This is a genomic window from Novosphingobium sp., from assembly GCF_041905565.1.
Taxonomy (GTDB): domain Bacteria; phylum Pseudomonadota; class Alphaproteobacteria; order Sphingomonadales; family Sphingomonadaceae; genus Novosphingobium.
Genome location: NZ_JAYRKX010000005.1, coordinates 126,953 through 152,187, shown reverse-complemented (window position 1 = coordinate 152,187; position 25,235 = coordinate 126,953). Strand labels below are relative to the sequence as shown.

Annotated in this window: 25 protein-coding genes and 1 tRNA gene; 18 read left to right on the top strand and 8 right to left on the bottom strand. The window is 68.1% G+C overall.

What is annotated here, in order from left to right:
* From murC to ACE3N9_RS06010, 17 genes are all read left to right on the top strand, one after another.
* Positions 1 to 1,413, top strand: a complete 1,413-nt coding sequence (gene murC / locus ACE3N9_RS06090) for a UDP-N-acetylmuramate--L-alanine ligase (protein ID WP_374281889.1) — start codon at positions 1 to 3, stop codon at positions 1,411 to 1,413.
* Complete coding sequence (gene murB, locus ACE3N9_RS06085; protein ID WP_374281887.1) at positions 1,410 to 2,339, top strand: UDP-N-acetylmuramate dehydrogenase; 930 nt, start codon at positions 1,410 to 1,412, stop codon at positions 2,337 to 2,339. Before murC ends, murB begins: the two co-directional genes overlap by 4 nt.
* Positions 2,336 to 3,307: a D-alanine--D-alanine ligase gene (locus ACE3N9_RS06080; protein WP_374281885.1), complete on the top strand. Its 972-nt coding sequence runs from the start codon at positions 2,336 to 2,338 to the stop codon at positions 3,305 to 3,307. The genes murB and ACE3N9_RS06080 overlap by 4 nt, the downstream gene beginning before the upstream one ends.
* Positions 3,304 to 4,353: a cell division protein FtsQ/DivIB gene (locus ACE3N9_RS06075; RefSeq protein ID WP_374281883.1), complete on the top strand. Its 1,050-nt coding sequence runs from the start codon at positions 3,304 to 3,306 to the stop codon at positions 4,351 to 4,353. The genes ACE3N9_RS06080 and ACE3N9_RS06075 overlap by 4 nt, the downstream gene beginning before the upstream one ends.
* Positions 4,353 to 5,633 (top strand): cell division protein FtsA, encoded by a 1,281-nt coding sequence (gene ftsA, locus ACE3N9_RS06070; protein ID WP_374281881.1) that lies wholly within the window; start codon positions 4,353 to 4,355, stop codon positions 5,631 to 5,633. The genes ACE3N9_RS06075 and ftsA overlap by 1 nt, the downstream gene beginning before the upstream one ends.
* Positions 5,634 to 5,746: 113 nt before the next feature.
* A complete protein-coding gene (gene ftsZ, locus ACE3N9_RS06065) occupies positions 5,747 to 7,336 on the top strand; it encodes a cell division protein FtsZ (RefSeq protein WP_374281879.1) in 1,590 nt (529 codons plus the stop codon).
* A 98-nt stretch (positions 7,337 to 7,434) separates the two neighbouring features.
* A complete protein-coding gene (locus ACE3N9_RS06060; protein WP_374281877.1) occupies positions 7,435 to 9,354 on the top strand; it encodes an SPOR domain-containing protein in 1,920 nt (639 codons plus the stop codon).
* A gap of 109 nt (positions 9,355 to 9,463) precedes the next feature.
* Positions 9,464 to 9,970: a YbjN domain-containing protein gene (locus ACE3N9_RS06055; protein WP_374281875.1), complete on the top strand. Its 507-nt coding sequence runs from the start codon at positions 9,464 to 9,466 to the stop codon at positions 9,968 to 9,970.
* A gap of 65 nt (positions 9,971 to 10,035) precedes the next feature.
* Positions 10,036 to 10,836, top strand: coding sequence for a pyrroline-5-carboxylate reductase (proC, locus tag ACE3N9_RS06050; RefSeq protein WP_374281873.1), 801 nt, complete (start codon positions 10,036 to 10,038; stop codon positions 10,834 to 10,836).
* A gap of 108 nt (positions 10,837 to 10,944) precedes the next feature.
* Positions 10,945 to 11,685, top strand: a complete 741-nt coding sequence (locus ACE3N9_RS06045) for a Bax inhibitor-1/YccA family protein (RefSeq protein ID WP_374281871.1) — start codon at positions 10,945 to 10,947, stop codon at positions 11,683 to 11,685.
* A gap of 151 nt (positions 11,686 to 11,836) precedes the next feature.
* Positions 11,837 to 12,514, top strand: a complete 678-nt coding sequence (locus ACE3N9_RS06040) for a hypothetical protein (RefSeq protein ID WP_374281869.1) — start codon at positions 11,837 to 11,839, stop codon at positions 12,512 to 12,514.
* 104 nt (positions 12,515 to 12,618) lie between these two features.
* Positions 12,619 to 12,694 (top strand) — tRNA-Ala (locus ACE3N9_RS06035).
* 221 nt (positions 12,695 to 12,915) lie between these two features.
* Positions 12,916 to 13,968 carry a GTPase ObgE gene (gene obgE, locus ACE3N9_RS06030; RefSeq protein ID WP_374281867.1) on the top strand — a complete coding sequence of 351 codons (1,053 nt, stop codon included), beginning with the start codon at positions 12,916 to 12,918 and terminating at the stop codon, positions 13,966 to 13,968.
* 47 nt (positions 13,969 to 14,015) lie between these two features.
* Positions 14,016 to 15,146, top strand: a complete 1,131-nt coding sequence (gene proB, locus ACE3N9_RS06025; protein WP_374281865.1) for a glutamate 5-kinase — start codon at positions 14,016 to 14,018, stop codon at positions 15,144 to 15,146.
* A complete protein-coding gene (locus ACE3N9_RS06020; RefSeq protein WP_374281863.1) occupies positions 15,143 to 16,054 on the top strand; it encodes an NAD-dependent epimerase/dehydratase family protein in 912 nt (303 codons plus the stop codon). Before proB ends, ACE3N9_RS06020 begins: the two co-directional genes overlap by 4 nt.
* Positions 16,055 to 16,149: 95 nt before the next feature.
* Positions 16,150 to 16,788, top strand: coding sequence for a cytochrome b/b6 domain-containing protein (locus ACE3N9_RS06015; protein WP_374281861.1), 639 nt, complete (start codon positions 16,150 to 16,152; stop codon positions 16,786 to 16,788).
* A 36-nt stretch (positions 16,789 to 16,824) separates the two neighbouring features.
* On the top strand, positions 16,825 to 17,319 hold the full coding sequence (locus ACE3N9_RS06010; RefSeq protein ID WP_374281859.1) for a helix-turn-helix transcriptional regulator: 495 nt from the start codon (positions 16,825 to 16,827) through the stop codon (positions 17,317 to 17,319).
* Here ACE3N9_RS06010 and ACE3N9_RS06005 read toward each other — a convergent pair.
* From ACE3N9_RS06005 to ACE3N9_RS05970, 8 genes are all read right to left on the bottom strand, one after another.
* Positions 17,301 to 18,086 carry a phosphoadenylyl-sulfate reductase gene (locus ACE3N9_RS06005; RefSeq protein ID WP_374281857.1) on the bottom strand — a complete coding sequence of 262 codons (786 nt, stop codon included), beginning with the start codon at positions 18,084 to 18,086 and terminating at the stop codon, positions 17,301 to 17,303. The two genes, ACE3N9_RS06010 and ACE3N9_RS06005, sit on opposite strands and share 19 nt — an antisense overlap.
* Complete coding sequence (locus ACE3N9_RS06000) at positions 18,079 to 18,507, bottom strand: DUF934 domain-containing protein (RefSeq protein WP_374281855.1); 429 nt, start codon at positions 18,505 to 18,507, stop codon at positions 18,079 to 18,081. Before ACE3N9_RS06000 ends, ACE3N9_RS06005 begins: the two co-directional genes overlap by 8 nt.
* Positions 18,500 to 20,128 carry a nitrite/sulfite reductase gene (locus ACE3N9_RS05995; protein WP_374281853.1) on the bottom strand — a complete coding sequence of 543 codons (1,629 nt, stop codon included), beginning with the start codon at positions 20,126 to 20,128 and terminating at the stop codon, positions 18,500 to 18,502. Before ACE3N9_RS05995 ends, ACE3N9_RS06000 begins: the two co-directional genes overlap by 8 nt.
* Positions 20,128 to 20,424, bottom strand: coding sequence for a DUF2849 domain-containing protein (locus ACE3N9_RS05990; protein WP_374281851.1), 297 nt, complete (start codon positions 20,422 to 20,424; stop codon positions 20,128 to 20,130). The genes ACE3N9_RS05995 and ACE3N9_RS05990 overlap by 1 nt, the downstream gene beginning before the upstream one ends.
* Entirely contained in the window at positions 20,421 to 21,194 is a 774-nt protein-coding gene (cobA, locus tag ACE3N9_RS05985) for a uroporphyrinogen-III C-methyltransferase (RefSeq protein WP_374281849.1), read from the bottom strand. Before cobA ends, ACE3N9_RS05990 begins: the two co-directional genes overlap by 4 nt.
* Before the next feature lie 66 nt (positions 21,195 to 21,260).
* Positions 21,261 to 22,472, bottom strand: a complete 1,212-nt coding sequence (metC, locus tag ACE3N9_RS05980) for a cystathionine beta-lyase (RefSeq protein ID WP_374281847.1) — start codon at positions 22,470 to 22,472, stop codon at positions 21,261 to 21,263.
* Positions 22,473 to 22,482: 10 nt separating this feature from the next.
* Complete coding sequence (sseA, locus tag ACE3N9_RS05975) at positions 22,483 to 23,322, bottom strand: 3-mercaptopyruvate sulfurtransferase (protein ID WP_374281845.1); 840 nt, start codon at positions 23,320 to 23,322, stop codon at positions 22,483 to 22,485.
* A gap of 132 nt (positions 23,323 to 23,454) precedes the next feature.
* Positions 23,455 to 24,606 carry a hypothetical protein gene (locus ACE3N9_RS05970; protein ID WP_374281843.1) on the bottom strand — a complete coding sequence of 384 codons (1,152 nt, stop codon included), beginning with the start codon at positions 24,604 to 24,606 and terminating at the stop codon, positions 23,455 to 23,457.
* A gap of 150 nt (positions 24,607 to 24,756) precedes the next feature.
* On the opposite strand from ACE3N9_RS05970, the gene queF reads away from it, so the two are divergent.
* A complete protein-coding gene (gene queF, locus ACE3N9_RS05965) occupies positions 24,757 to 25,215 on the top strand; it encodes a preQ(1) synthase (RefSeq protein ID WP_374281841.1) in 459 nt (152 codons plus the stop codon).
* Positions 25,216 to 25,235 lie beyond the last annotated feature (20 nt).

Here is a 25,235-nt window from a genome sequence, read left to right as displayed (position 1 = left end):
ATGAAGGGTGTAGGCACCGATATTGGCACGATCCATTTCGTCGGCATCGGCGGGATCGGCATGTCCGGCATTGCCGAGGTGATGGCGAACCTGGGCTATACCGTCCAGGGCAGCGACATTGCCGAAGGCTATGTCGTCGACGGGCTGCGCAAGCGCGGGATCAAGGTGATGATCGGCCACGCCGCCGAAAACCTTGGCGATGCGGCGGTGGTCGTGACCTCGACCGCGGTGAAGCGCGACAATCCCGAAGTGGTCGCCGCGCTGGAACATCGCGTGCCGGTGGTCCGCCGCGCGGAAATGCTGGCCGAACTGATGCGGCTCAAGCGCACGGTGGCGGTGGCCGGGACCCACGGCAAGACCACCACGACCTCGCTGGTCGCTGCGCTGCTCGACGCGGGCGGGGTCGATCCCACGGTGATCAATGGCGGGATCATCAATAGCTACGGCTCGAACGCGCGGCTTGGCGAAAGCGAATGGATGGTGGTCGAGGCGGACGAGTCCGACGGCTCGTTCCTGCGGCTCGACGGGACGATTGCGATTGTCACCAACATCGATCCCGAACACCTTGAGCATTACGGCACGTTCGACGCGATCAAGGACGCCTTCGTCGAATTTATCGAGAACGTGCCGTTCTATGGCTGCGCGGTGCTGTGCATCGACCACCCCGAAGTGCAGGCGGTGATCCCCAAGGTGCGCGACCGCCGCGTGGTGACCTATGGCTTTTCCGCCCAGGCCGACGTGCGCGGGGAGAACGTCACGCCCTATCCGGGCGGCAACCGGTTCGACGCGGTGATCCGCCAGCGCGATGGCGCACTGCGCCGGATCGAAGGGATCGAGCTGCCGATGCCGGGCCGCCACAACGTCCAGAACGCGCTCGCCGCGATCGGGGTGGCGGTGGAAATGGGTGTGGCCGACGATGTGATCCGCACCGGCTTTGCCAAGTTCGGCGGGGTCAAGCGCCGCTTCACCAAGGTTGGTGAGGTAGACGGCGCCACCGTGATCGACGATTACGGCCACCACCCGGTCGAAATCCGCGCGGTGCTGGCCGCCGCGCGCGAAGGGGTGGGGACGGGCCGGGTCATCGCCGTGGTCCAGCCGCACCGCTTTACCCGCCTGCGCGATCACCTCGACGATTTCTCGGCGGCGTTCAACGATGCCGACGTGGTCTATGCCGCCCCAGTCTATGCCGCCGGCGAACAGCCGATCGAAGGCGTCGATTCCGCCGCGATGGTGGCCGGCATGAAAGCGCGCGGGCACCGTAATGCGCAGGTTGTCGCCAATGCCGATGCGCTGGCCGATGCCCTGGTCGCCACGGTCCAGCCGGGCGACATGATCGTCTGCCTGGGCGCGGGCGACATAACCAAGTGGGCCGCTGGCCTCGCCGATGCGATCAAGGCGCGGAGGGGCGGGTGACAGCAGCCACGCTCCCCACTGTCCAGGGGAAGCTGACCCCCAATGCCCCGCTGGCCCCGCTGGTGTGGTTCAAGAGCGGCGGCGCGGCCGAATGGCTGTTCGAGCCGAAGGATCTGGCCGATCTGCAAGGCTTCCTGCGTGATCTTGACCCGGCCGTGCCGGTCATGGCGCTGGGGCTGGGCAGCAACCTGATCGTCCGCGATGGCGGCGTGCCGGGCGTGGTGGTGCGGCTGGGCAAGGCCTTTGCCAAGGTCAGCCGCTGCGCCGACCTGACGCTGGACTGCGGCGCCGGGGCGAGCGGTATCCTCGTCTCCTCGACCGCGCGCGACAACGGGATCGCTGGCCTGGAATTCCTCCGCTCGATCCCCGGCACGGTCGGCGGGTTCGTGCGGATGAACGGCGGCGCCTATGGCGGCGAGGTCAAGGACGTGCTGGTGGACTGTGATGTGGTGCTGCGCGATGGCTCGCTGCGCACCCTGCCGGTCGAGGCGCTGCACTATACCTATCGCCACAGCGAGCTGCCCGAGGGCGCGATCGTGGTCGGCGCGCGGTTCAAGGGGCGGCCGGGCGAACCGGCGGCAATCCAGGCCGAAATGGACCGGATTTCCGCCAGCCGCGAAGCCAGCCAGCCGCTGCGCAGCAAGACCGGTGGCAGCACGTTCAAGAACCCGGATGGGCACAAGGCCTGGCAGCTGGTTGACGAGGCCGGCTGCCGCGGGTTGACCCTGGGCGGGGCGCAGGTCAGCGAAAAGCACACCAATTTCCTGCTCAACACCGGCAACGCCACCAGCGCCGAGATCGAGGCGCTGGGCGAGGAAGTGCGGCGGCGGGTCAAGGACAAGTCGGGCGTAGAGCTCCAGTGGGAAATTCAGCGCGTTGGCACCTGTGCCAGAGCGCCAGATGATAAACGGGTAGGTAACAAGTGAAGCTTCCCAAACTCCATGTCGCGGTGCTGATGGGCGGCTGGTCGAACGAACGACCGGTTTCGCTGATGAGCGGGGAGGACGTCGCCTCGGCGCTGGAGGAACGCGGCCACCGCGTGACCCGGATCGACATGGACCGGCAGGTCGCACAGAGCCTCGCCGAAGCCGCGCCCGACGTGGTGTTCAACGCGCTGCACGGCAGCCCGGGCGAGGACGGCTCGATCCAGGGCATGATGGACCTGATGGGGCTGACCTATACCCATTCCGGCATGGTCACTTCGGTCATCGCGATCGACAAGGAACTGACCAAGCAGGCGCTGGTCCCGCACGGCATTCCGATGCCCGGCGGGCGCGTGGTCAAGGTCGAGGAAATCTACCAGCGCGATCCGCTGGAGCGGCCCTACGTGCTCAAGCCGGTCAACGAAGGCTCGTCGGTTGGCGTGGCGATCGTCACGGCGGACGGCAATTATGGCAACCCGATCAGCCCGGACGCCAAGGGGCCGTGGCAGGAATTTCCGGAACTGCTTGCCGAGCCCTATATCCGTGGGCGCGAGTTGACCACGGCGGTGCTTGGTGACCGCGCGCTGATGGTCACCGAGTTGCGCCCCAAGAGCGGCTTCTACGATTTCGACGCCAAGTATACCGAGGGCATGACCGAGCATGTCTGCCCGGCCGAAATCCCGGACGAGATCACCAAGGCCTGCCTCGACATCGCGCTGCGCTGCCACCAGCTGCTGGGCTGCAAGGGCTGTAGCCGCACCGATTTCCGCTGGGATGACGAGCGCGGCGTGGAAGGGCTGTTCGTGCTGGAAACCAACACCCAGCCGGGCATGACCCCGCTCAGCCTGGTGCCTGAACAGGCGAAGCACCTCGGCATTTCCTACGGCGATCTGGTCGAGGCGATCATTGCCGACGCCCTTGCGGACAAGCAGGGCAAGGCAAGCGCCTTGGCAGCGAAGGAGGCGAAATGAGCAGCCAGACCATCCGCCGTGGCGGCAAGTCGATGCGCAAGGCCGCGGCCGCGCAGGGCAAGGCGCGCCAGGTTCGCGCCGCCCGCGCCCGCACCGGATCGGCCATCGATGCCGTGATGGGCTGGCTGCCGTTCAGCGAGGAAACCCTGCACCGCCTGTTCCTGGCGATCATCCTGGGTGGCGCGGTGGCGCTGGCGTGGATCGCCGCCAGCTTTGCCGGGGTGCCGGCCATGGCCCAGCAGCAACTGGCGACCATCGCCGCCAATGCCGGATTCGAAGTGCAGCGGGTGGAAGTGCGCGGGGTCAAGCACCTCAACGAACTCAAGGTCTATGAGCGCGCCCTGGCCGAGCGTGACCGCGCCATGCCGCTGGTCGATGTCGAGGCGCTGCGCGGCCAGCTGATGCAGCTGTCGTGGGTCGAGGACGCGCGCGTTTCGCGCCAGCTGCCCGACACGCTGGTGATCGACATTGTCGAGCGCAAGCCCGTGGCCGTGCTGCGCAAGGCCGACCGGCTGGTACTGATCGACGCCACCGGGCACGAGCTGGAGCCGGTCGGCCAGGACCGGGCCAAGGGCAAGCTGGTGATCGCCGGGCCGGGCGCGGGCCGCCAGGTCGAGGCGCTGTCGGCGCTGCTCGCCGCGGCGCCGGCGCTCAAGCCGCAAGTGGCCGAAGCGGAATGGGTCGGCAATCGCCGCTGGAACCTGACTTTCAAGACCGGTCAGGTGCTGGCCCTGCCCGAAGGCGGGCGCAAATCCGCCGCCGCGCTGATGACCTTTGCCCGGCTCGACGGGGTCAACCGCCTGCTCGGCGGCAAGGTCGCCGCCTTCGACATGCGCGCGCCCGATCGCATCTACCTGCGCGTGCCGGGCCGGACCGATGCGCCGGACCAGGCGGTGCTGGGCGCTATCCAGGCCAAGCCCGCCGCCAGCGCCGCCGACCAGGACGCGGACAAGCCCACCGCAGCAGCCAAGTCTGCCGAGAAGTCCGCCGACAAGCCCGCCAGCAAGCCCGCGAGCAAGCCTGCGGCGAAGAAGGATAAGGACTGATGGCGCAGCCCCGCATCGCGCGGACCTTTGCCGCGGTCAACATCGGTTCATTCCGCATTTCCGCGATGATCGGCGGCGTTTCGGAATCGGGTGAAATGATCGTGCTCGGCTCATTCCACCGCGCCGCGCAGGGGATCAAGCGCGGCTACGTTACCGACATGCAGGCCGCCACCTATGCCGTGCGCGACGCGGTGGAGCGGGCCGAACGGATCGCCAATTCGGCCGTGCAGCGGGTGTGGATCGGCGCTTCGGGTGCCGGGTTGGCTAGCCAGGTGGCGCAGGTCGAAGTCGACATCGGCGGGCGCCGGATCGAACAGGACGATATCGAGCAACTGCTGGTTTCCGCGCGTGACGTGATCCAGCCCGATGGGCGGATGGTGCTGCATGCCCAGCCGGCGCACTACACGCTCGACGGGGCGGACGGGGTGTCCGATCCCAAGGGGCTCCATGCCGAACAGCTGGGCGTCGATATCCACGTGATGCTGGCCGATGGCGCGCCGATCCGCAACATCACCGAAGCCGTGCAGAACGCGCACCTCGATGTCGAGGCGGTGGTCGCCTCGCCGATTGCGGCGGGTTACGCCTGCCTTTCAGCCGAAGAGCGCGAACTGGGCGTGGCCCTGGTCGAATTCGGCGCGGAAGTGACCAATGTCTCGGTCTATGCGGCAGGGATGCTGCTGGGCCTGGTGACGATCCCGATGGGGTCGGCCGATATCACCGATGCGGTCGCCAGCGCCTTTGGCATCCGCCGCTTCCAGGCCGAACGGCTGAAATGCGTGCACGGCTCGGCCATTGCCAGCCCGGCGGACCACCGCGAGATGGTGCCGGTCAACGCGCCCGGCGATGAAGCCACCGGCCCGGTCGCGCGCCATGCCGACGACAAGAACCGCATTCCGCGCGCCGAACTGGTCACGGTCATCACCGCGCAGCTTGGTCGGCTGATGGAAGAAGTGAACAAGGCGCTGAAAGCTCTGGGCTTTACCGGGCAGCGCGGGCAGCTGGTGGTCATCACCGGCGGCGGCGCGGAACTGGCGGGCCTGGCCGACTATGCCCAGGCGGCGCTGGGCAAGCCGGTGCGGATCGGCAAGCCCCAGCACATTCGCGGCCTGCCCGAAGCTCATGCCACGCCGGGCTTTTCGACTCTGGCCGGGCTGGTGCTCTATGCCGCGGCCGATCCGGTCGATATCCGATCCATCGGCAAGCAGTATCAGCCGACGATGCGCTATGCCGGCATGGGCCTGGTCAACCGCGTCTACCGTGCGTTGAAGGAGTATTTCTGACCATGCCCGGCTGTGGACAACGCAGCTGCGCGGCTTGGCCAAACCGAATCTTGCAGTGCAAGACAGTTAACAGTTGGAATTATTGCATCCGCGCGACGGACTAGGAGAGCGCCATGAGCATCAATATCGGACCGCCAGCCGTTGAAGAGCTGCGCCCCCGGATCACCGTGATCGGGGTTGGCGGGGCCGGCGGCAACGCGATCGCGAACATGATCTCGGCCGGGATCGAAGGGGTCGATTTCGTCGTCGCCAATACCGACGCCCAGGCGCTCAACAATTCGATCGCGGAACACCGCATCCAGCTCGGGCCGGACATCACCCAGGGCCTTGGCGCGGGTTCGCGGCCCGAAGTGGGCCGGGCCGCGGCCGAGGAAACCCTGGCCGAGATCGACCGCGCACTGGACGGCGTCCACATGTGCTTCATCGCTGCCGGCATGGGCGGCGGCACCGGCACCGGCGCGGCTCCCGTGGTGGCCAAGGCCGCGCGCGACAAGGGCGTGCTGACCGTGGGCGTGGTGACCAAGCCGTTCCTGTTCGAAGGCACGCGCCGCATGCGCAGCGCCGAAGCGGGGATCGAGGAGCTGCAGAAGCACGTCGATACCCTGATCGTCATTCCCAACCAGAACCTGTTCCTGGTGGCCAAGGCGGAAACGACTTTCAAGGAAGCGTTCCAGCTGGCCGACGAAGTGCTGCAGCAGGGCGTGCGCTCGATCACCGACCTGATGGTCATGCCGGGCCTGATCAACCTCGACTTTGCCGACGTCCGCTCGGTCATGGCCGAAATGGGCAAGGCGATGATGGGCACCGGCGAAGGCAGCGGCGAAAACCGCGCGCTTGAAGCCGCGGAAAAGGCGATCGCCAACCCGCTGCTCGACGGCGTGTCGATGCAGGGCGCCAAGGGCGTGATCATCTCGATCATCGGCGGCGAAGACATGAAGCTGCTCGAAGTCGATGAAGCCGCGAACCACATTCGCGAACTGGTCGATCCCAATGCGAACATCATCTGGGGCAGCGCCTTCAACCCCGACCTGCAGGGCAAGATCCGCGTCTCGGTGGTCGCCACCGGGATCGAACAGACCGCCCAGCAGGCCGAGGAAGCCTCGCGTCCGTTCAACATGGGCTCGTCGCGCGGCCCGGCCCGGCCGGCGATGGCCGCGCCTGCCGCCGAACCGCTGTTCGAACGCGTCCAGCCCGCGTCCCCGCCCCCGGTGGCCGCGCCCGAGCCTGAACCCGAGCCGGTTGCCGTCGCCGCGCCTGCCCCGTCTCCCGCCGCGGCGGACGACGATTGGGACCTGCCCTCGGGCGATTCGGGCGAGCCGCTCGAACTGGCGCAGGAAGCCGATGACGCGGGCGATGGCGAGTTGCTGCTCGGCGCCTCTGCCGAGGACGAGCCGGCGGCCAACCCCATGCCGCAGCGGCGGAGCGGGCTGGTATCCTCGTCGACCGGCGAATCCCAGGGTGGTCCGGTTGGCGGAGCCGGCAATGCTGCCGGTGCCGCCGCTAGCGAACTGGCCGGAGGCGGCCCTGCGGCTGGCGGTACCAAGAGCGGGGCTCCGCGTCTGGCGGGCGCCACCTTGTTCGAACGCATGGCCAGCCTGTCGCGCGGCTCGCGCTCGACCGACGACGACGATGATGATGACGATGGCGGCGATGGCCCGTCGATCAGCATTCCGCGCTTCCTCGGTCGGCAGAACAACCAGTAAGGTCATGGCGCGCGAACCATCGCGTGCCATGTTCGGTCGCGGTTAAGGGTGGGGCGTCCACAGCGGCGCCCCGCTCGTGTTGCTATGGGTTACCCTTGATGAATGGCCTTGGTCCAGTCGCACCCCGCCTGATTCGCCTCGCCCGGGTGGCCGCGCTGCTGTGCGGCGCGCTGGGGGCCTCGGTGGCCCTGGCCCAGGACGACGAGATCGACGTGGTTTCGCAGCCGGTGGTCCAGCAGGTGCCCGGCAGCAAGGGCATGAAGCTCAACGATGCGCTGGGCCGGCTGGCGCGCAATCCGCAGGATGTCGATGCCCTGATCGGGGCCGGCCGCGCCTCGATGGAAATCGGCGATCTGGATGCGGCGGTGGGCTTTTTCCAGCGCGCCGACCGGCTTTCACCCGGCAATGCCCAGGTCAAGGCCGGTCTCGCCGGGGCCTATGCGCAAAGCGAGGACCCTTTTTCTGCGATCCCCCTGTTCGCCGAAGCGGAAAAGGCGGGGATGATCGACCCGGCGCTGCTGGCGGACCGCGGGCTGGCCTATGACCTGGTCGGCGATAACGCGACCGCGCAGAAGTATTACCGCTCGGCCCTGGCGGCGGGGCCGAATGACGAAACGCTGCGCCGCCTTGCGCTCAGCCAGGCAATTGCGGGCGATCGGCGCGGGATGGAAGTCACCCTTTCGCCGCTGCTCCAGCGGCAGGACAAGGCCGCCTGGCGGACCCGCGCCTTTGGCCTCGCGATCCTTGGCCAGGCGGACGAGGCGGATTCGATCGTCCGCACCAACCTGCCGGCCTATCTGGCCGAATCGATGTCGGCCTATGTCCGCTTCATGCCGCGCCTGACCGCCGCGCAGCAGGCCGCGGCCGCCAATCTGGGCCATTTCCCGCGCGCCGCCGACATTGGCCGCGACGATCCGCGCATCGCGGCGTTCCAGCCCAAGCGTCCGGTCCTGGCCGCTGCCGTGGTGCCGACGCCGCCCGCGGCCACCAAGGGCGGCAAGCAGGGCAAGGACAAGGGGCGCAGGGCCGATCAGGTGGCCAAGGTCGAGAAGGCCCCGGTGCAGGTGGCGGTCGCGCCGCTGCCAGCCGCTGCCCCGCGCGAATTCGCCAAGGCGCCGGTGGCGCTCGCGGTCAAGGAACTGCCGCCTGCACCGTCCCCGGCCATCATCGCCGCGCCGCCGCCGCCCGCGCGCTCTGCGCCGGTGGAAGTGAAGCCCGCGCCAGCTGGCCCGGCGGTTGCCGCTCCGGTGATTGCCGCACCGCCGCCCGCTGCGCCGCCGCCTGCGCCTGTGCCCAGCGGGCCGGGGTTCGCCTCGCTCGATGGCGGACCGGCTCCGGTCCCGGCAGCGGTGGTGGTCGAACCCAGGCCTGCCCCGCCGCCACCGCCGCCTGCGCCTGCCGCGCCGCCGGCAGCGCGCCCGCGCAGCCTGGCCGATGTCTTTGCCGACCTGACCCCGCCCAGCCGCGAGGCTGAGCCCAAGGCCGGCGCGGTCGACATTCGGCGGATCGGTCCGGCCCGGCCGGTGCTGGCCGAAAAGACGGTCAAGGACGCCAAGAGCCTGCTGCCGGTCGAGTGCGAGCCGGAAGCGAAGCCGGCCAAGGGCGCAAAGGGCGCCAAGACCGCGCCGCTGGCCAAGGGGGCCAAGGGGGCCAAGGGCACTTCCGCCAAGGGCGCCGCCGCCAAGGCCTGCCCGGTCGATCCGAAGCTGGCCAAGGCCAAGTCGCCCGCCGCCAGCCAGCCCAGCCGCATCTGGGTGCAGGTGGCAACCGGCCGGGCCAAGTCCGCGCTGGCCTTCGACTGGCGCAAGATGGTCAAGGAAAACCCTGAAATCCTTGGTAAATCGAAGGCTGCAACCAGTGCCTGGGGGCAAAGCACCCGCCTGCTGGTCGGTCCGTTTGACAGCAACGGCGCGGCCAATGCCCTGCTTGCCAAGCTGAAGAAGGCCGGGGTGGGCGGGGCCTTCGTCTGGACCAGCCCGGCTGGCCAGGTGGTCGATCCGCTGGGCGGCGACAAGTAGCCGCGCTCAGGTCTTTTCCACACCTTGTAAACAGCCTTGTCCGGTTATGCGCAACGGCGCGTTAACCGGTCATTGCCCCAAGGCCCCTGACCGACGCATCCAGCGCTCCATGATACAGGGCAATCGCGATTTTGGACGGGATGAGGATGCGGCGCCAGTCGACATGCTCGCGTCGCTGTTTGAAGCTCGCGGGTGGCCTTGCGAATTCGTCACCGAGGACGAGATCAGCGGCGAGATCAAGGGCAGCTGGGCCAGTTTCACGCTGCGCGGGATCTGGCGGCGCGAGGACCATGTCCTGCAGCTGCTGTGCTTGCCCGACATCCGCGTGCCGGATGACAAGCGCGCCGCGATCCACGAATTGCTGGCCATGGTCAACGAACAGCTGTGGGTCGGGCACTTCGACCTGTGGTCGAACGGCAACGTCCTGCTCTACCGCCACGGCCTGCTGCTGGGCGATGAAGGGCTGCTCAGCCTGGCCCAGGCCCAGGTCGCGGTGGAAGCCGCGGTCGAGGAGTGCGACCGCTTCTATCCCGCCTTCCAGTTCGTGCTGTGGGGCGACAAGAGCCCGGCCGAGGCACTGGCCAGTTCGATGGTGGATGCCGCGGGCGAAGCCTGACAATCTGTGCTGGACTTTCGCCGGGCCAGGCGTAGCGAGGCGCTGAAACCACGCGGGGCCTGGCGATGACGTTCGATTCCATCCTGATTTTCGGTTGCGGCAACATGGGCGGGGCGATGCTGGCCGGATGGCTGGCGAGCGGGCTCGATCCGGCCCGTTTTACCGTGGTCGATCCGTTCCTGCCGCAGGCCCCCGCCGGAGTGGAACTGCTGCGCGAAGTGCCCGCGCGCGCGTTCGATGCGGTGCTGCTGGGCGTGAAGCCGCAAATGCTTGACGATGTTGCGGCGCTGCTCTCCCCCGCGCTGGGGCAGGGTACGGTGCTGATTTCGATCCTGGCCGGGGTGGAACTCGATAGCCTGGCCGCGCGCTTTGCGCAGGTCGGGTCGATCGTTCGGGTCATGCCCAACCTCGCCGCCGCGATCGGCAAGTCGCCGCTGGCGCTGTTTGACCAGGGACTGGACCAGGCCGGACGCGATGCGGTGACCGCGCTGCTCCAGCCGCTCGGCACGCCCGAATGGCTGGCCGCCGAAAGCGAGTTCGACCTGGTCACCGCGCTGGCCGGGTGCGGGCCGGGCTTCGTCTACCGTTTCATTGACGCCCTGGCGAGCGGTGCGGCCGCGCTGGGTCTGGATCCCGCCCAGGCGCAGCGGCTGGCCGTGGCCACGGTGGAAGGTGCGGCGCAGCTGGCCGCCGCGTCGGAACATTCGCCCGCCGAACTGGCCCGCCGGGTGGCCAGTCCGGGCGGCTCGACGCAAAAGGGGCTCGACGTGCTGGACCAGGACCGCGCCCTGTTCAGCCTGATCGAGGCGACCCTGCGCGCCTCGCGCGATCGCAACGCAGAAATGGCGGCGGCCGCGCGCGGCTGACTGATACAAACTGATACAGGCGCCCATGTCCGGTTTCGCTTGAAAGTGGACCGGATCGGCCCGATATTTGGCGCATCGCCCCATTCGGGCGGCAAAGGAGTTTGATCAATGGCTGACTGGAACGATCCGCAGTCAACGCGTAACAACTGGGGTACCGCGCGCATCAACGGCGAAGTCATGGGCAATGTGTCCAGCGACCAGGGCCTGCGCAAGTACATGCTTTCGATCTACAACTACATGGCCTCGGGCGTGCTGCTGTCGGGCGTGGTCGCGCTGCTGTTCGCTAGCTCGGGCCTGGCCGAAGCGGTGTTCACCACGCCGCTGCGCTGGCTGTTCGCGCTGGCCCCGCTGGGTTTCGTCATGGCGATGAGCTTTGGCCTGAACCGCATGCAGACCTCGACCCTGCAGATGCTGTTCTGGGCGTTCAGCGTGGCGATGGGCCTGTCGCTGGCCTCGATCTTCTTCGTCTACACCGGTGCGTCGATCGCGCTGACCTTCTTCGCTACGGCGGGCGCTTTTGCTGGCCTCAGCCTCTATGGCTACACCACCAAGCGCAACCTGTCGGCGATGGGCAGCTTCATGACCATGGGCGTGATCGGCATCCTGATCGCGATGCTGCTGAACCTGTGGCTGCAGTCGAGTGGGCTGGCCCTGGCGATCTCGATCCTGGGCGTGATCATCTTCGCGGGCCTGACCGCGTGGGATACGCAGCGTCTGCGCGAAACCTATTACCACGTTGCCGGGACCGACATGGTCGGCAAGGTGGTGATCATGGGTGCGCTGTCGCTGTACCTGGATTTCATCAACATGTTCCAGTTCCTGCTGAGCTTCCTCGGCGATCGCCGCTGAACTTACGCAAGGAACGGCAGATCGTGCCCGGTGCGCCCTGTGCGCGCCGGGCATTTGCTTTGCGCGCAAACATGGTTAGTGAGCCGTTAAGGCGTCTGGCCTGCATCATTGCAGGACGCCGGGCATGATACTGGAAGGGACTGTTTCGAACATGGGCGCACGGATTCGCCGGATTGTGATCGGGGCCAGCGTGACGCTGGCCGTTGGGCTTGTGGCCGCCTGCGGCCCCAAGAGCGCGCCGCCCCCGCCGCCGCCCCCGCCGCCGCCGCCCAAGCCGGCCCTGGTGATCCCGCCCAAGCCCTATCCGCCGAACCAGGCGTCGCGCGATATGCCGGTTCCGGCGATCGGCGCCGACGGCCTGTTTCAGAGCGTCAACCGCGGGATCAGCCCGGCCCAGGTGACGTGGAACCTGCGCTCGGCCTACAACGTCGCGGCGCTCAGCTGCCCGGTGCCGGCGCGCGATGAAATCACCGCCAACTACCGCCTTTATCTCAAGCGCCATGCCAAGGCGCTGACCGCCGCGAACCGCAAGATCGACGCCGAATGGAAGGCGCGCCACGGCGCCGGCTTCATCGCCCACCGCGAAAAGTACATGACCAACGTGTACAACCACTTCGCCCTGCCGCCGACCATGGGTGAATTCTGCAAGGCCGCCCTGGCGATGAGCCGCGACGAGAAGCTGATCAAGGTAGGCGAACTGGATGCCTTCTCGGCCCGCAGCCTGCCCAGCATCGAGATCGTCTATGACGATTTCTTCCGCCGCTACGCCCAGTATCGCACCGATCTGGCGGAATGGACAGCCAAGTACGGGGCATTGACCACGCAATGACCGGACAATGAGTGAAAGGGCAATTTTGCTCTTTCACTCGTGCGGACCTTTCGCTAAGGGGTCCCCTCCCGCGAGGTCATGCTCCTTGCGGACTGCACTGGAACGGGGCCGTAGCTCAGATGGGAGAGCGCGTCGTTCGCAATGACGAGGTCAGGGGTTCGATCCCCCTCGGCTCCACCAGTGTTCTGAGAATTGCCACATCTTGGCCTGCGAACGGTCGTTTTCTGCGCTTCCGGTGCTCACGACCCTGACGGTCGCTGCGCGCCGGTTCTCGAAACCAACCATTCTCGGCTCAAGCTGAGGCAATTCTCAGCACACTGGCTTCCATCCACTCCCGCTCAGGCTGAGCTTTTCGCAGCCTGCACGCGACAGTCGCTCAAAAGCGCGTTAGAACCCCTCCCATGCATTTTCTCGACCAGGCCAAGATCTATATCCGTTCGGGCGCAGGCGGCCCGGGCGCAGTGTCGTTCCGGCGCGAGAAGTATGTCGAATACGGCGGGCCGGATGGCGGCAACGGCGGGCGCGGCGGCGACGTGGTGTTCGAAGCGGTTGCCGGGCTCAACACCCTGATCGACTTTCGCTATACCCAGCATTTCAAGGCCCAGCGCGGCGTGCAGGGCATGGGCAAGAACCGCAACGGCGCGGCCGGGCAGGACATCGTGATCAAGGTGCCGGTCGGCACGCAGATCCTTGACGATGACCGCGAAACCGTGCTGGCCGACCTGACCGAGGCCGGGCAGCGCATCACCCTGCTGCATGGCGGCCTGGGCGGCCGGGGCAATGCCAGTTACAAAACCAGCACCAACCGCGCCCCGCGCCAGCACCAGCCTGGCCTGCCGTTCGAGGAAATGTGGGTCTGGCTGCGTCTGAAGCTGCTGGCCGACGTTGGTCTGGTCGGCCTGCCCAACGCGGGCAAGAGCACGTTCATCAACCAGATCACCAATACCAAGGCCAAGGTCGGTGACTATGCCTTCACAACGCTGCGCCCGCAGCTGGGGGTGGTGCGCCACAGGAACCGCGAATTCGTGCTGGCCGACATTCCCGGACTGATCGCCGGCGCCGCCGAAGGCGCCGGAGTGGGTGACCGATTCCTGGGCCATATCGAGCGCTGCCGCGTGCTGATCCACCTGATCGACGCCAACGGGGTCGATCCGGTCGAGGCGCTGGAAGTGGTCGAGGAGGAACTGGCGGCCTATGGCGACGGGCTGGATGACAAGCCGCGCCTGGTCGCGCTCAACAAGATCGACCTGATCGATACCGAGCTGGTCCGCGCCTTCAGCAAGGAACTGCGCGCCGCCGGGGTGGCCAAGGTCTTCCCGATTTCCGGCGCGACCGGCAAGGGGCTCGACGCGCTGCTCGATGCCGTGCTCGAATACCTGCCCGCCGCGACCGTGACCGAACGCCCCGCTGGCGAGCGCGAGGACGACGACGACACGCCCTGGTCGCCGCTTTAGGGGCTCTAGCGCTTGCAATACGGCGCGTTTGGCCTAATTCCGCGGCCATGAAGATCGCCCGCCTGTCCGACCTGGCCGATGTCGCCACTTGCCCGCGCCTGGTGGTCAAGGTCGGCTCGTCGCTCCTGGTTGGCAAGCAGGGCGTCCGCCGCCAGTGGATCGAAGCGCTGGTCGCCGAAATCGCCGCGGCTCGCGCGCGGGGGCAGCAGGTCATCGTGGTCTCCTCGGGCGCGATTGCGCTGGGTGCGGCGCGGCTCGGGCTGGACAAGGGCGGGCGCGGCAGCCTGGCTGATGCGCAGGCCGCCGCCGCCGTCGGGCAGATCGCGCTCTCGGGGCTGTGGGCCGAACTGCTTGGCGCGCACGGGCTGACTGCCGCGCAATTGCTGTTGACGCTGGAAGACCTCGAAGATCGCCGCCGCTACCTCAACGCCACGGCGACGCTGACCCGGCTGCTCGATGCCGGGGCCGTGCCGGTGATCAACGAGAACGATTCGGTCGCGACCCAGGAAATCCGCTTTGGCGACAACGATCGGCTGGCCGCGCGCGTCGCCCAGGCGGCGCGGGCCGATGCGGTGCTGCTCCTGTCGGACGTTGATGGGCTGTTCGATCGCAACCCGGCCGAACCGGGGGCCAGGCTGCTGCCCGAAGTGCGCGGGGTGACGCCGGAAATTCACGCGATGGCAACCGGCGGCTCATCTTCGGGCATGGGCTCGGGCGGGATGACCAGCAAGCTCCAGGCGGCCGAGATTGCCGAGCTGGCCGGGATTGCCCTGGCCATCGCCAGCGGCTTGCACGATGCGCCGATCGCGCGGGCGACCGACGAAGGCATTGGCACGCTGTTCCTGCCACGGCGGAAGGCCGGCGCGCGCAAGGCCTGGCTAGGCGGGCGACTGCGGCTGAAGGGCGCGCTGGTGGTCGATGTCGGGGCCGCCAATGCACTCAGCCGGGGATCGAGCCTGCTGGCCGCCGGGATCACAGCCGTCGAAGGCCAGTTCCAGCGCGGCGATGCCGTGGCGATCCGCGACGGGGAAGGCAAGGTCCTCGCCCACGGCCTCAGCGAATACGACGCCGATGAATGCGCGCGGCTGCAAGGCACGCAAAGCGCCGACCAGGCCGCGCTGCTCGGCTATGCTCCGCGCTCCGCCGTGGTCCACCGCGACCAGATGGTCCTGCTGTGACGATTGCGATTACCGGGGCAACCGGGTTCGTTGGCCAGGTCCTGCTCGATCGCGCCCTTGCGGAAGGACACGAGCTGCGCGCGCTGACCCGGCGGCATCAGCCGCTGCGGCTGGGGCTCGACTGGGTGCGCGGCGATCTGGATGACAAGCCGGCGCTGAAGCGGCTGGTGCGCGGGGCCGAAGCCGTGATCCACGTTGCCGGGGTGGTCAACAGCCCCGATCCGGCGGAGTTCGAGCGTGGCAACGTGGTCGGCACGCTCAACGTGGTTGAGGCGGCCCTTGCTGCCGGTGTGCCGCGGTTCATCTGCGTTTCATCGCTGTCCGCGCGCGAGCCGGACCTGTCGACCTATGGCGCCAGCAAGGCGCGGGCGGAACGGCTGGTCATGGCCAGCCCGCTCGACTGGACGGTGGTGCGCCCGCCGTGGATCTATGGCCCGGGCGACCGCGACACGCTCGACATGTTCAAGGCGGCGCGCTGGGGCCTGATGCCGATGCCCCCGCGCGAGGGGCGCAGCTCGCTGCTCCACGTCGATGACCTGGCGCGGCTGCTGCTCGCCCTGGTTCCCGGCGGCGAGGGGATCACGCAGCAGGTGTTCGAACCCGACGATGGCCACCCGGACGGCTGGAGCCATTACGAGGTCGGCCGCGCGATCGGCTGGGCGATGGGGCGGCGGCCGTGGGTGATCCACCTCAGCCGCAAGTCGCTGGAACGCGCCGCGCGCGGCGACATGGCGCTGCGCCGCCACAAGGCCAAGCTGACGCTCGACCGGGTCGGCTACATGACCCACCCCGACTGGGTGGTGAGCCACGGCGCGCGGCCCCCCGCCGACCTGTGGGAACCGCGCATCGCCACCCGCGAGGGGCTGAAGGCCACGGCCCAGTGGTACAAGGACAACGGCTGGCTCTAAGCAGCTGCTTATGCGCGCGGGGATAAGCGCCTGTCGCTTTCGCGGTGGCCCGGCCCGGTGCAGCCCTGCCTCCTGCTCAAGAGGAGGCTCAACCCATGGATAGTTCCCATTCCGCCCCGCGCCGCTGGGACCCGATCGTCAAGCTGACCCACTGGGGCGTGGTTGCCGCGGTGATCGGCAATGCGATCTTCACCGAAGAAGGCTCTGGCTGGCACATCTGGGTGGGCTACGGCCTGGCCGCGCTGCTGGCGCTGCGGCTGCTGTGGGGGCTGATCGGCCCGGACGAGGCGCGCTTCAGCGCCTTTCCGCCCAACCCGGCGCGGGCGCTGGACCACATCGGCGAAATCGGGCGCGGCGAAGTGACGCAGCACCGTTCGCACAATCCGCTTGGCGCGCTGATGGTCTATGCGATCTGGGCGACCCTGCTGGTGGTTTGCGGCACCGGCATCGCCATGTCCGGCCCGCCGCCGACCGATCCCAGCGCCGTGCAAGTCGAGCAAGGCGAGCGCGGCGGGAAACAGATCCGCGTCCGGGAAGAGGACGATGGCGACGAAGACGGGCGCGAGCATGGCAAGGAGGAAGAAGAAGGCGCCCTTGGCGAAGTGCATGAAATTGCCGTCAACCTGCTCTATGTCCTGATAGCGCTGCATCTGGCGGGGGTGGTGTTCGAAACCCGCCGCAGCGGTCCGCAGATCGTGCGGGCGATGGTTCCGGGGGGCACGCCCCGCCGCTGAACGGGAACTGTGATGGCCAAGCGCCTGAAAGACTTGATGTTGCGCCGCGACCGCCAGGCCCGGCTGGTCGCGGCAACCGTGGTGGTCCAGGCCATCGCGGCGGTGTTCTTCGTGGCCGATGCGCTCGAGGATGCGCTTGATCAGGGCGTCACGACCCACATCGCCATCGAGGGACTGATTGCCTTTGCCCTGGTCGCGGGCGTGGTGCTGGGGGCCTGGCACATCCGGGTGCTGCTGGCCGAAGCGCGGCGGCGCGAGCAGGCGCTCAGCATCGCGCGCGGCGCGCTGGGCGAACATGTCAGCGAACGGTTCCGCGATTGGGGGCTGACCGCAGCGGAAAGCGAAGTGGCCCTGTTTGCGCTGAAAGGCTGCGATGCGGGCGAGATTGCGCGGCTGCGCGGGGCGGCATCAGGCACGGTGCGGGCCCAGCTCAGCCAGGTCTATGCCAAGGCGGGGGTGGCCAGCCAGGCGGCTCTGGTCAGCCTGTTCGTCGAGGATCTGCTCGACTGGCCTCAGAACGCGGGATCGTAGCCGGGGGGCAACTCGCTCGCCGCGCCGTCCACGTGGATGCCGCATTCGGTCTTGTCCCAGCCCTTCCAGCGGCCCGAGCGCGGGTCTTCGCCCGGGGCGACGCGGGTGGTGCAGGGCGAGCAGCCGATCGAGGGATAGCCCTGTGCGACCAGCGGGTGCGCGGGCAGCCCGGTGGCGGCGAAATAGGCTTCGATCTGGTCGGCGCTCCAGTCCACCAGCGGGTTGACCTTGACCCGGCCCTGCGTGTCGGTCAGGTCGAGTTCGAAGCGGGGCAGGGCGGCGCGGGTCGCACTCTGGAAGCCCTTGCGGCCGGTGAAGCTGGCATCGAAACCGGCCAGGGCGCGGGCCAGCGGCTCGACCTTGCGGATTTCGCAGCAACCATCGGGATCGTAGGACCAGCGCAGGCCGGTATCGTCGCTCTTCGCCAGCAGTGCGGGATCGGGCGTCAGGTTGACCAGGTTGGTCAGCCCCAGCCGCGCCACCAGTTCATCGCGGTAGGCCAGCGTTTCGGGGAAATGCTTGCCGGTATCGAGGAACAGCACCGGCACGCCCGGATCGATGCTCGCGATCAGGTGCAGCAGCACCGCGCTTTCCGCGCCGAAGCTGGACACGGCGGCGATCCGCCCGGCCAGCCCGTCACGCAGCACTTGCGCCAGCATCGCCTGGGTGCCGACCCCGGCGAAGCGCGCATTGAGCGCTTCGGCATCCGCGGCGGTAAAGCGCGGAGCGGTGTCGATCCGGTCGATCCGGCGCGCGGCTTCAGCCATGTCGCTTGGCCCAGATGGCCGCGCGGCCATCGACAGTGGGCTGATAGACATCGCCGTAGCGGTTCCACGCCGCTTCGGCATCGGCCGGTTCCAGCGGAACGTCCGGCGCAAAGGCATCGAAGCCGCAGCGGCGCATGTAGGCGATCTGATCGACCAGAACTTCGCCCACGGCGCGCAGTTCGCCCTGGTAGCCCGCTTCACGCAGGATCCGGGCGGCTGAATAGCCGCGCCCATCACCGAACACGGGGAAGTTCACTTCGACCAGTTGCAGCCGGTCAAGGAACGGCAGCAGGTCACGCGCATCGTCGCCCGGTTCGATCCTGACGGCGGCGGCGTTGGTCTGCTCGCCAAAAGAATCGACCGTGACCGCGGGATCGGCCACGGGTTCGTCGCTGCGGAAGCGGTACTGGACGTCAACCATAGATCGCCTCCTTGAACGGGGCCATGCCGATGCGGCGGTAAGTGTCGAGGAAGCGTTCGCCCTGCTGGCGCTCGCCAAGGTAGCGCTCCGTCACGCGTTCGACCGCATCGACAATGCCGCTTTCGTCGAAGCCGGGGCCGGTGATCTGGCCGAGCGAGCAATCCGCCCCCTCGCTGCCGCCGAGCAGCAACTGGTAGTTTTCGACGCCCTTGCGATCGACCCCGAGGATGCCGATGTGGCCCGCGTGGTGGTGCCCGCAGGCGTTGATGCAGCCCGAAATCTTGAGCTTGAGCTCGCCGATTTCCTGCTCCTTGGCCGCCATGCGTTCGCTGATCTTCTGCGCGATCGGGATCGAGCGGGCATTGGCCAGCGTGCAGTAGTCCAGGCCCGGGCAAGCGATGATGTCGCCGATCTGGTCAAGGTTCGCGGTGGCAAGGCCATTGGCATCAAGCACTTGCCACAGCGCGTAAAGGTCCGCCTTCTTCACATGCGGCAGGACGATGTTCTGGGCGTGGGTGACGCGCAGTTCATCGAAGCTGTAGCGTTCGGCAAGGTCGGCCATGACGCGGATCTGATCGCCGCTGGCATCGCCCGGGATCGCGCCGACCGGCTTGAGGCTGATCACCGCGACGGCATAGCCGGGGGCCTTGTGCGCCACGGTGTTGTTGTCCAACCACAGCGCGAAATCAGGATCGCTGCGGTCGATTTCGTCCGTCAGGCCCGCTTCGAACGGCGGATCGACGAACTGCGCCTTGATCCGTTCCAGTTCGGCCAGCGGCGGCTCGATATTCTGGGTCAGAAGGTGGGCGAATTCGGCTTCGACCTGGCGGGTGTATTCGTCCTTGCCCAGCTCGTGGACGAGGATCTTGATCCGCGCCTTGTACTTGTTGTCGCGGCGGCCGTGGCGGTTGTAAACGCGCAGGCAGGCCTCGGCATAAGTGATGAACTGATCCAGCGGCACGAAGCTGTTGATGCAGGGCGCGATCATCGGGGTGCGGCCCATGCCGCCGCCGACGTAGAACGCCGCACCCAGCTCGCCCGCACCGTTTCGGACGATCTGGATGCCGATGTCGTGCAGCCGCATCGCCGCGCGGTCGGTATCGCTGGCGATCACCGCCATCTTGAACTTGCGCGGCAGGTAGCTGAATTCGGGATGGAAAGTGCTCCACTGCCGGATCAACTCGGCATAGGGGCGCGGATCGACCAGCTCGTCCGCTGCGGCGCCGGCGTACTGGTCCGATGTGGTATTGCGGATGCAGTTGCCGCTGGTCTGGATCGCGTGCATTTCCACGCTGGCCAGATCGGCAAGGATATCAGGCGCTTCTTCCAGCTTGATCCAGTTGTACTGGATGTTCTGGCGGGTGGTGAAGTGGCCATAGCCGCGATCGTACTTGTCGGCGATGTGGCCCAGCATCCGCATCTGCGCGCCGTTCAGCGTGCCATAGGGAATGGCGACGCGCAGCATGTAGGCGTGGAGCTGCAGGTAGAGGCCGTTCATCAGCCGCAGCGGGCGGAACGCTTCCTCGCTCAGGTGGCCTTCGAGCCGGCGGCGGACCTGGTCGCGGAATTCCTCGACGCGGGCATCGACCATCGCCTGGTCGTATTGGTCATACTTGTACATCAGATCACCCAGTTGCCGGCTTCGGGATCGGCCGGCTTCAAAGTCAGGTCGGGACGAACGGTCGGGCCAAGGGCGCGGATGCGCTCCTTGATGTGCGCGGGACGAATGCCGGCTGCGTCGCGGGCGGCGTCGATCGCATAGGCGCCGGTCACGCGGCGGGCGGCCTGTTCGCGGGCCAGCACGGTGTCGGCATTGTCGCCCACGTCCACCGCGTCCTCGACGTGCAGCGACCATTCGACCCCGGTCCACCAGGTCACGGCCCCGCTTTTCAGGTCATTGCCGGTCAATATCTTCACTTGGTTGCCTCCAGCGCCAGCGCGCGCAGTTGTTCGGTCTGGGTGTCTGCGGTGACTTCGCCGATCACGATCACCGCCGGGCTCTTGACCTTGTGGCGGGTGACGAGATCGGCCAGCCCCGCCAGCGGCGCGCGCAGCACGCGCATGGCCGGGCGGGTGGCGTTCTCGATCACGGCCACCGGCATTTCGGGCGACAGGCCATCGGCGATCAGCTTTTCAGTGATCGCTTCCGCCGTGGCGAGGCCCATGTAGATCACCAGGGTGCGGCCTTGCCCGGCCAGGCCCGCCCAGTTCTGTTCGGACAGGCCCTTGCACTGGCCCGCAACGAAGCTGACCACCGAAGCGGCGCGGCGATGGGTCAGCGGCATCAGCGCGGCAGCCGCCCCGCCGATCGCGGCGCTGATCCCGGGGACCACTTCCACTGGCACGCCAGCGGCGCGGCAGGCTTCGGCTTCTTCGCCGCCGCGGCCGAAGATGAACGGATCGCCGCCCTTGAGCCGCACCACGGCGCCCCCGGCCAGCGCTTCGCGCACCAGCAGCGCGTTGATCTCGTCTTGCGGCATGGTGTGGCGCGAGCGGCGCTTGGCGACCGAGATCAGCCGCGCATCGGCCCGGGCGAGGGCGAGGATCGCGGGATCGACCAGCCCGTCATGCACGATCAGCCGCGCCTGCATCACCAGCCGCGCGGCGCGCAGCGTCAGCAGGTCGGGATCGCCGGGACCGGCGCCGACCAGCCAGACCTTTCCGGTCGTGGGGGAAGTAATGCTCATCCTGCCGCAATGGGCATCACCGCCCCGAGGCGCCAGCCAGAATGGCTTGGGGGGGGATTAGTCCAGCTATCCCGCCCGCCAGGCGGCGAAGGCCTGTTCGATGTCAGCGCGGAGATCGGCTACGTCTTCCAGCCCGATCGACAGGCGCACGCCAAAGCGGTCCTTCGGCCAACTGGTGGCACTGCGGATCGCGGCCGGCTCCAGCGGGGTAACCAGGCTTTCGAAGCCGCCCCATGAATAACCGATGCCAAACAGCTGCAAGGCATCGACAAATGCATCGCACTGCGCCGCGCTGCCACCGGCAAAGACAAAGCTGAACAGCCCGCAGCCGCCGGAAAAATCGCGCGCCCACAGCTCGTGTCCCGGCGATCCGGGCAGCATCGGGCATAGCACCTGCGCCACTTCGGGCCGGGATTCCAGCCACTTGGCAAGCTCAAGCGCGCTTGAGGTTTCCTGCGCGAGCCGCAGGGCCATGGTGCGCAGTCCGCGCAGGGCCAGCGAAGCATCGTCGGGCGAGACGACCTGGCCCAGTTGCTGGCTGCGCAGCCGCAGCTTGCGGTACAGGTCCGGCCCGGCGCTGGCGCTGCCCATCATCAGGTCGGAATGGCCGCCAACGTGCTTGGTCAGGCTCATCACCGCGATGTCGGCGCCGCGTTCCAGCGCGCGGAACCCCAGCGGCGAGGCCCAGGTGTTGTCGAGCACGACCACCATGCCATGCCGGTGCGCGATGGCGGAGAGGGCGGGTACGTCCTGCACTTCCATCGTCAGGCTGCCGGGGCTTTCCAGCAGCACGGCGCGGGTCTTGTCGCAGATCGCGGCCTCGAACGCTGCCGGGTCAAGCGGATCGAACCAGCGTGTTTCGACGCCGAAGTCCTTGAGCAGCCCGCGCCCGAGGTTGCGGGTCGGCTCATAGGCATTGTCGGTCATCAGCAGCACGTCGCCAGGGCGCAGCACGGTCAACAGCGCGCCGGCCAGCGCCGCCACGCCCGAAGGATACAGCACCGTGCCCGCCGCGCCCGCTTCCAGCGCGGTCAGGGCATCGGCCAGCGCCCACTGGGTCGGCGCGCCGCGCCGGCCGTAGTAGAAGTGGCCGTCCTCGTTCGGTTTGCCCGCATGCAGCGCGGCGACATCGGGATAGAGGTGCGTACTGGCGCGCCACACGGCGGGATTGACCACCGCGCCGGGCGCGCCGGGAATGCCGGTCCAGTCCGCATGGCGGCCAGCCAGCACCAGCCGCGTGGCCGGGTTGAACCCCTCGTCGTCAGCGCTGCCTGCCACGTGCTTGCGCTCAGGCCTTGACCGCCTTGGGGGTGTCGGGATCGGCGCCCCATTCGGTCCAGCTGCCATCGTACAGCGCCATGTCCTGCTTGCCGAGCAGGTGCATGCCGAACAGCAGCACGCAGGCGGTTACGCCGCTGCCGCAGCTGGTGATGACCGGCTTGGCCAGGTCCACGCCAGCCTGTTCGAAGGCCGCCTTGAGTCCGGCCTTGTCCTTGAAGGTGCCATCGGCGTTGTAAAGCTGGGTGAAGGGCACGTTGAACGAGCCGGGGATGTGCCCGCTGGCGATGCCGGGGCGGGGGTCTTCCTCGGCGCCGGACCAGCGCGCCGCGCCGCGCGCGTCGACCACCTGTTCGTCCTTGCTGTGCAGGTTGGCCAGCACGTGGGCCTTGGTCCGAACGCCCTTGTCATCCTGCCAGGCGGTGAAGTGGCGATGGCGCAGGCTTTCCTTGCCCTGGGTCAGGGCCCGGCCCTCGGCCTTCCACTTGGCGATGCCGCCATCGAGGATCGCCACGTCGTGCGCGCCGAACATCTTGAGCATGAACCATGCACGGGCCGAGGTCTTCACCGCGCTGTCATCGTACAGGACGATGCGGCTGCCATCGCCCAGGCCCAGGCTTTGCATGCGGCTGGCGAACTTTTCGGCCGGCGGCAGCATGTTTTCGACCGGGTGATTGGCGTCGGTCAGGTCGTCCAGGTCCATGAACACCGCGCCGGGGATGTGGCCGGCTTCGTATTCCGCCTTGGGATCGCGCCCGGTGCCGGGCAGGTGCTTGGTGCAATCGACGATCCTGAGGTCGCTGGCGCCCATTTCGTTGGCCAGCCACTCGGTCGAAACCAGACTATCCATGATTCGTGTTCCTCCTCAGCTGCGACAGGTGCGGCTCTTCGCCGGCATAGCAGCGCTCCTCTTCGCTGCAGTTGCGAACAGGGTATACCTGCCCGCGCAGCGCGTCGAGGGGGAGTTTACGGGAATTTGCGGTCAGGCGACGGGGCGCTGGCCGATGCGCGAATAGGTGCGCGGCCCGAGGTCAAGCCGGAACGGCCGCAGCGCTCCGCCGTCCTGATCCGGCAGTTCGCCGATCACGAAGGTCTGGACCAGCACCTGCGGCAACGGGGCCCCGCCTTCCGCTTCGACGCGCAGGCGGACCAGCGGCACGAAATAGGCCGCAGCGCCGGCGCGAATCGGGGTGATCTCGGTCAGCGGCAGACGCATGTCGCCCGTGAATTCAATGCTTTCGCCCGGCGCCAGGGCAACATGGGCATGGCGCAGTTCCAGGCGGTGACTGTCATTGGCGATCTGGCGTTCGACCGGCAGCGAGGCATGGGCCGAGACCAGGTCGCCTTCCACCGCCACGGCCGCAAGCGGGGCCGGGCCGGTGTTGGTCAGGCGGATCGCATAACTGAGCGTGGTGGCCATCAGCGAAGCGGTCATCCGCCGCGCTTCCAGCGTCAGGGCCAGGCCGGCGGGAGCCGCTGCGGCGGCCGGTTCGGGCGGCGCAGCGGTGGGTGCGGCAGGCCGGGCCGGGGCGGGGGCGTCAGGTGCGGCGGGCGCTGCCACCACCGGCGGTTCGAAATCCGCCACGGGATCGGCTGGCTTGCGGCGGCGCCACCACAGCAGTGCGCCCAGCACCGCCAGCAGGATCGCGCCGCCGCCTGCCCAGGGACGCCAGTCCAGCGGCTCGGACGCAGGCGGCGCGGCCTCTGTAACGGGCAGGGGCGCGGGCAATGCTCCGGGTGAAGGAGTTGCCGCAATCGGGGCAAGCGGCGCTGCGGTGGTCGGGGCCTCCGGGGTAGGAACGGCAGTGGGCGCGGGCTGGGTCGCGGCGGGTCTGGCCGGGCTACTCGCAAGCGGACGCGGCGCAGCAGGCCGGGGCGAGGCGGCGGCGCTCGGCGCAGGGGTGGGGCGGGCCGTTGCACTCGGGCTGGGCGTTGGCGCGGTGGGTGTGGGCGAGGGGGCGGCGCTGGGGCGTGCGCGCGGCAGGCCGATGGTCGGATCAGTCGGATCGACCGGCCCGGCGGCGCGGCTGCCGGGCGTTGCCGCAGTGCCCGGCAGGCGATAGTCGCCGCTGGCCTGCGCGGCCAGTGGCGCGGCGGTCAGCACCGCGCCCAGCGCGGCGGCCAATGCCGGCACTCGCCAAGCCTTCAAATATGCATCAACGTTAAGCGGCATCGTCCCGTTCCATCCCCGACCCATGCCGGTCCGGGGCCTGAATAGGGAGTGAACCCGCGCCTTCCAACCGCTGACTTGTATCGCGCCTGCGATCAGGGCATGGCGCGTTGCATGGCAGACACACTCAATCCCCTGCATCTGGGGCAGACCAGCGCGCTTCCCGCTTCGCCGGACGAGGCCGTGCTGGACTATGTCCCCAATCCCCGCCCGAGAACGCTTTACCTGGCCCGCTTCGCCGTGCCCGAATTCACCAGCCTGTGCCCGGTCACCGGCCAGCCCGATTTCGCCCATCTGGTGATCGACTATGCGCCCGGCGAAACCATCGTCGAATCGAAAAGCCTCAAGCTGTTCCTTGGCAGCTTCCGCAACCACGCCGGCTTTCACGAGGACGTGACCGTGGGCATCGGCCAGCGCCTGTTTACCGAAATGCAGCCGCGCTGGTTGCGGATCGGCGGCTACTGGTATCCGCGCGGCGGCATCCCGATCGACGTTTTCTGGCAAAGCGGCCCCGCGCCCGAAGGGCTGTGGGTGCCCGACCAGGGCGTGGCCAGCTATCGCGGGCGGGGCTGAACCAGCCCGCTCAGCGGTTA

What these genes read in the sequence shown, in the direction of transcription:
- murC (WP_374281889.1), top strand. Translation starts at nt 1, where the DNA reads ATGAAGGGTGTAGGCACCGATATTGGCACGATCCATTTCGTCGGCATC.
- ACE3N9_RS06075 (WP_374281883.1), top strand. Translation starts at nt 3,304, where the DNA reads ATGAGCAGCCAGACCATCCGCCGTGGCGGCAAGTCGATGCGCAAGGCC.
- ftsA (WP_374281881.1), top strand. Translation starts at nt 4,353, where the DNA reads ATGGCGCAGCCCCGCATCGCGCGGACCTTTGCCGCGGTCAACATCGGT.
- ftsZ (WP_374281879.1), top strand. Translation starts at nt 5,747, where the DNA reads ATGAGCATCAATATCGGACCGCCAGCCGTTGAAGAGCTGCGCCCCCGG.
- ACE3N9_RS06060 (WP_374281877.1), top strand. Translation starts at nt 7,435, where the DNA reads ATGAATGGCCTTGGTCCAGTCGCACCCCGCCTGATTCGCCTCGCCCGG.
- ACE3N9_RS06055 (WP_374281875.1), top strand. Translation starts at nt 9,464, where the DNA reads ATGATACAGGGCAATCGCGATTTTGGACGGGATGAGGATGCGGCGCCA.
- proC (WP_374281873.1), top strand. Translation starts at nt 10,036, where the DNA reads ATGACGTTCGATTCCATCCTGATTTTCGGTTGCGGCAACATGGGCGGG.
- ACE3N9_RS06045 (WP_374281871.1), top strand. Translation starts at nt 10,945, where the DNA reads ATGGCTGACTGGAACGATCCGCAGTCAACGCGTAACAACTGGGGTACC.
- ACE3N9_RS06040 (WP_374281869.1), top strand. Translation starts at nt 11,837, where the DNA reads ATGGGCGCACGGATTCGCCGGATTGTGATCGGGGCCAGCGTGACGCTG.
- obgE (WP_374281867.1), top strand. Translation starts at nt 12,916, where the DNA reads ATGCATTTTCTCGACCAGGCCAAGATCTATATCCGTTCGGGCGCAGGC.
- proB (WP_374281865.1), top strand. Translation starts at nt 14,016, where the DNA reads ATGAAGATCGCCCGCCTGTCCGACCTGGCCGATGTCGCCACTTGCCCG.
- ACE3N9_RS06015 (WP_374281861.1), top strand. Translation starts at nt 16,150, where the DNA reads ATGGATAGTTCCCATTCCGCCCCGCGCCGCTGGGACCCGATCGTCAAG.
- ACE3N9_RS06010 (WP_374281859.1), top strand. Translation starts at nt 16,825, where the DNA reads ATGTTGCGCCGCGACCGCCAGGCCCGGCTGGTCGCGGCAACCGTGGTG.
- ACE3N9_RS06005 (WP_374281857.1), bottom strand. Translation starts at nt 18,086, where the DNA reads ATGGCTGAAGCCGCGCGCCGGATCGACCGGATCGACACCGCTCCGCGC.
- ACE3N9_RS06000 (WP_374281855.1), bottom strand. Translation starts at nt 18,507, where the DNA reads ATGGTTGACGTCCAGTACCGCTTCCGCAGCGACGAACCCGTGGCCGAT.
- ACE3N9_RS05995 (WP_374281853.1), bottom strand. Translation starts at nt 20,128, where the DNA reads ATGTACAAGTATGACCAATACGACCAGGCGATGGTCGATGCCCGCGTC.
- cobA (WP_374281849.1), bottom strand. Translation starts at nt 21,194, where the DNA reads ATGAGCATTACTTCCCCCACGACCGGAAAGGTCTGGCTGGTCGGCGCC.
- sseA (WP_374281845.1), bottom strand. Translation starts at nt 23,322, where the DNA reads ATGGATAGTCTGGTTTCGACCGAGTGGCTGGCCAACGAAATGGGCGCC.
- queF (WP_374281841.1), top strand. Translation starts at nt 24,757, where the DNA reads ATGGCAGACACACTCAATCCCCTGCATCTGGGGCAGACCAGCGCGCTT.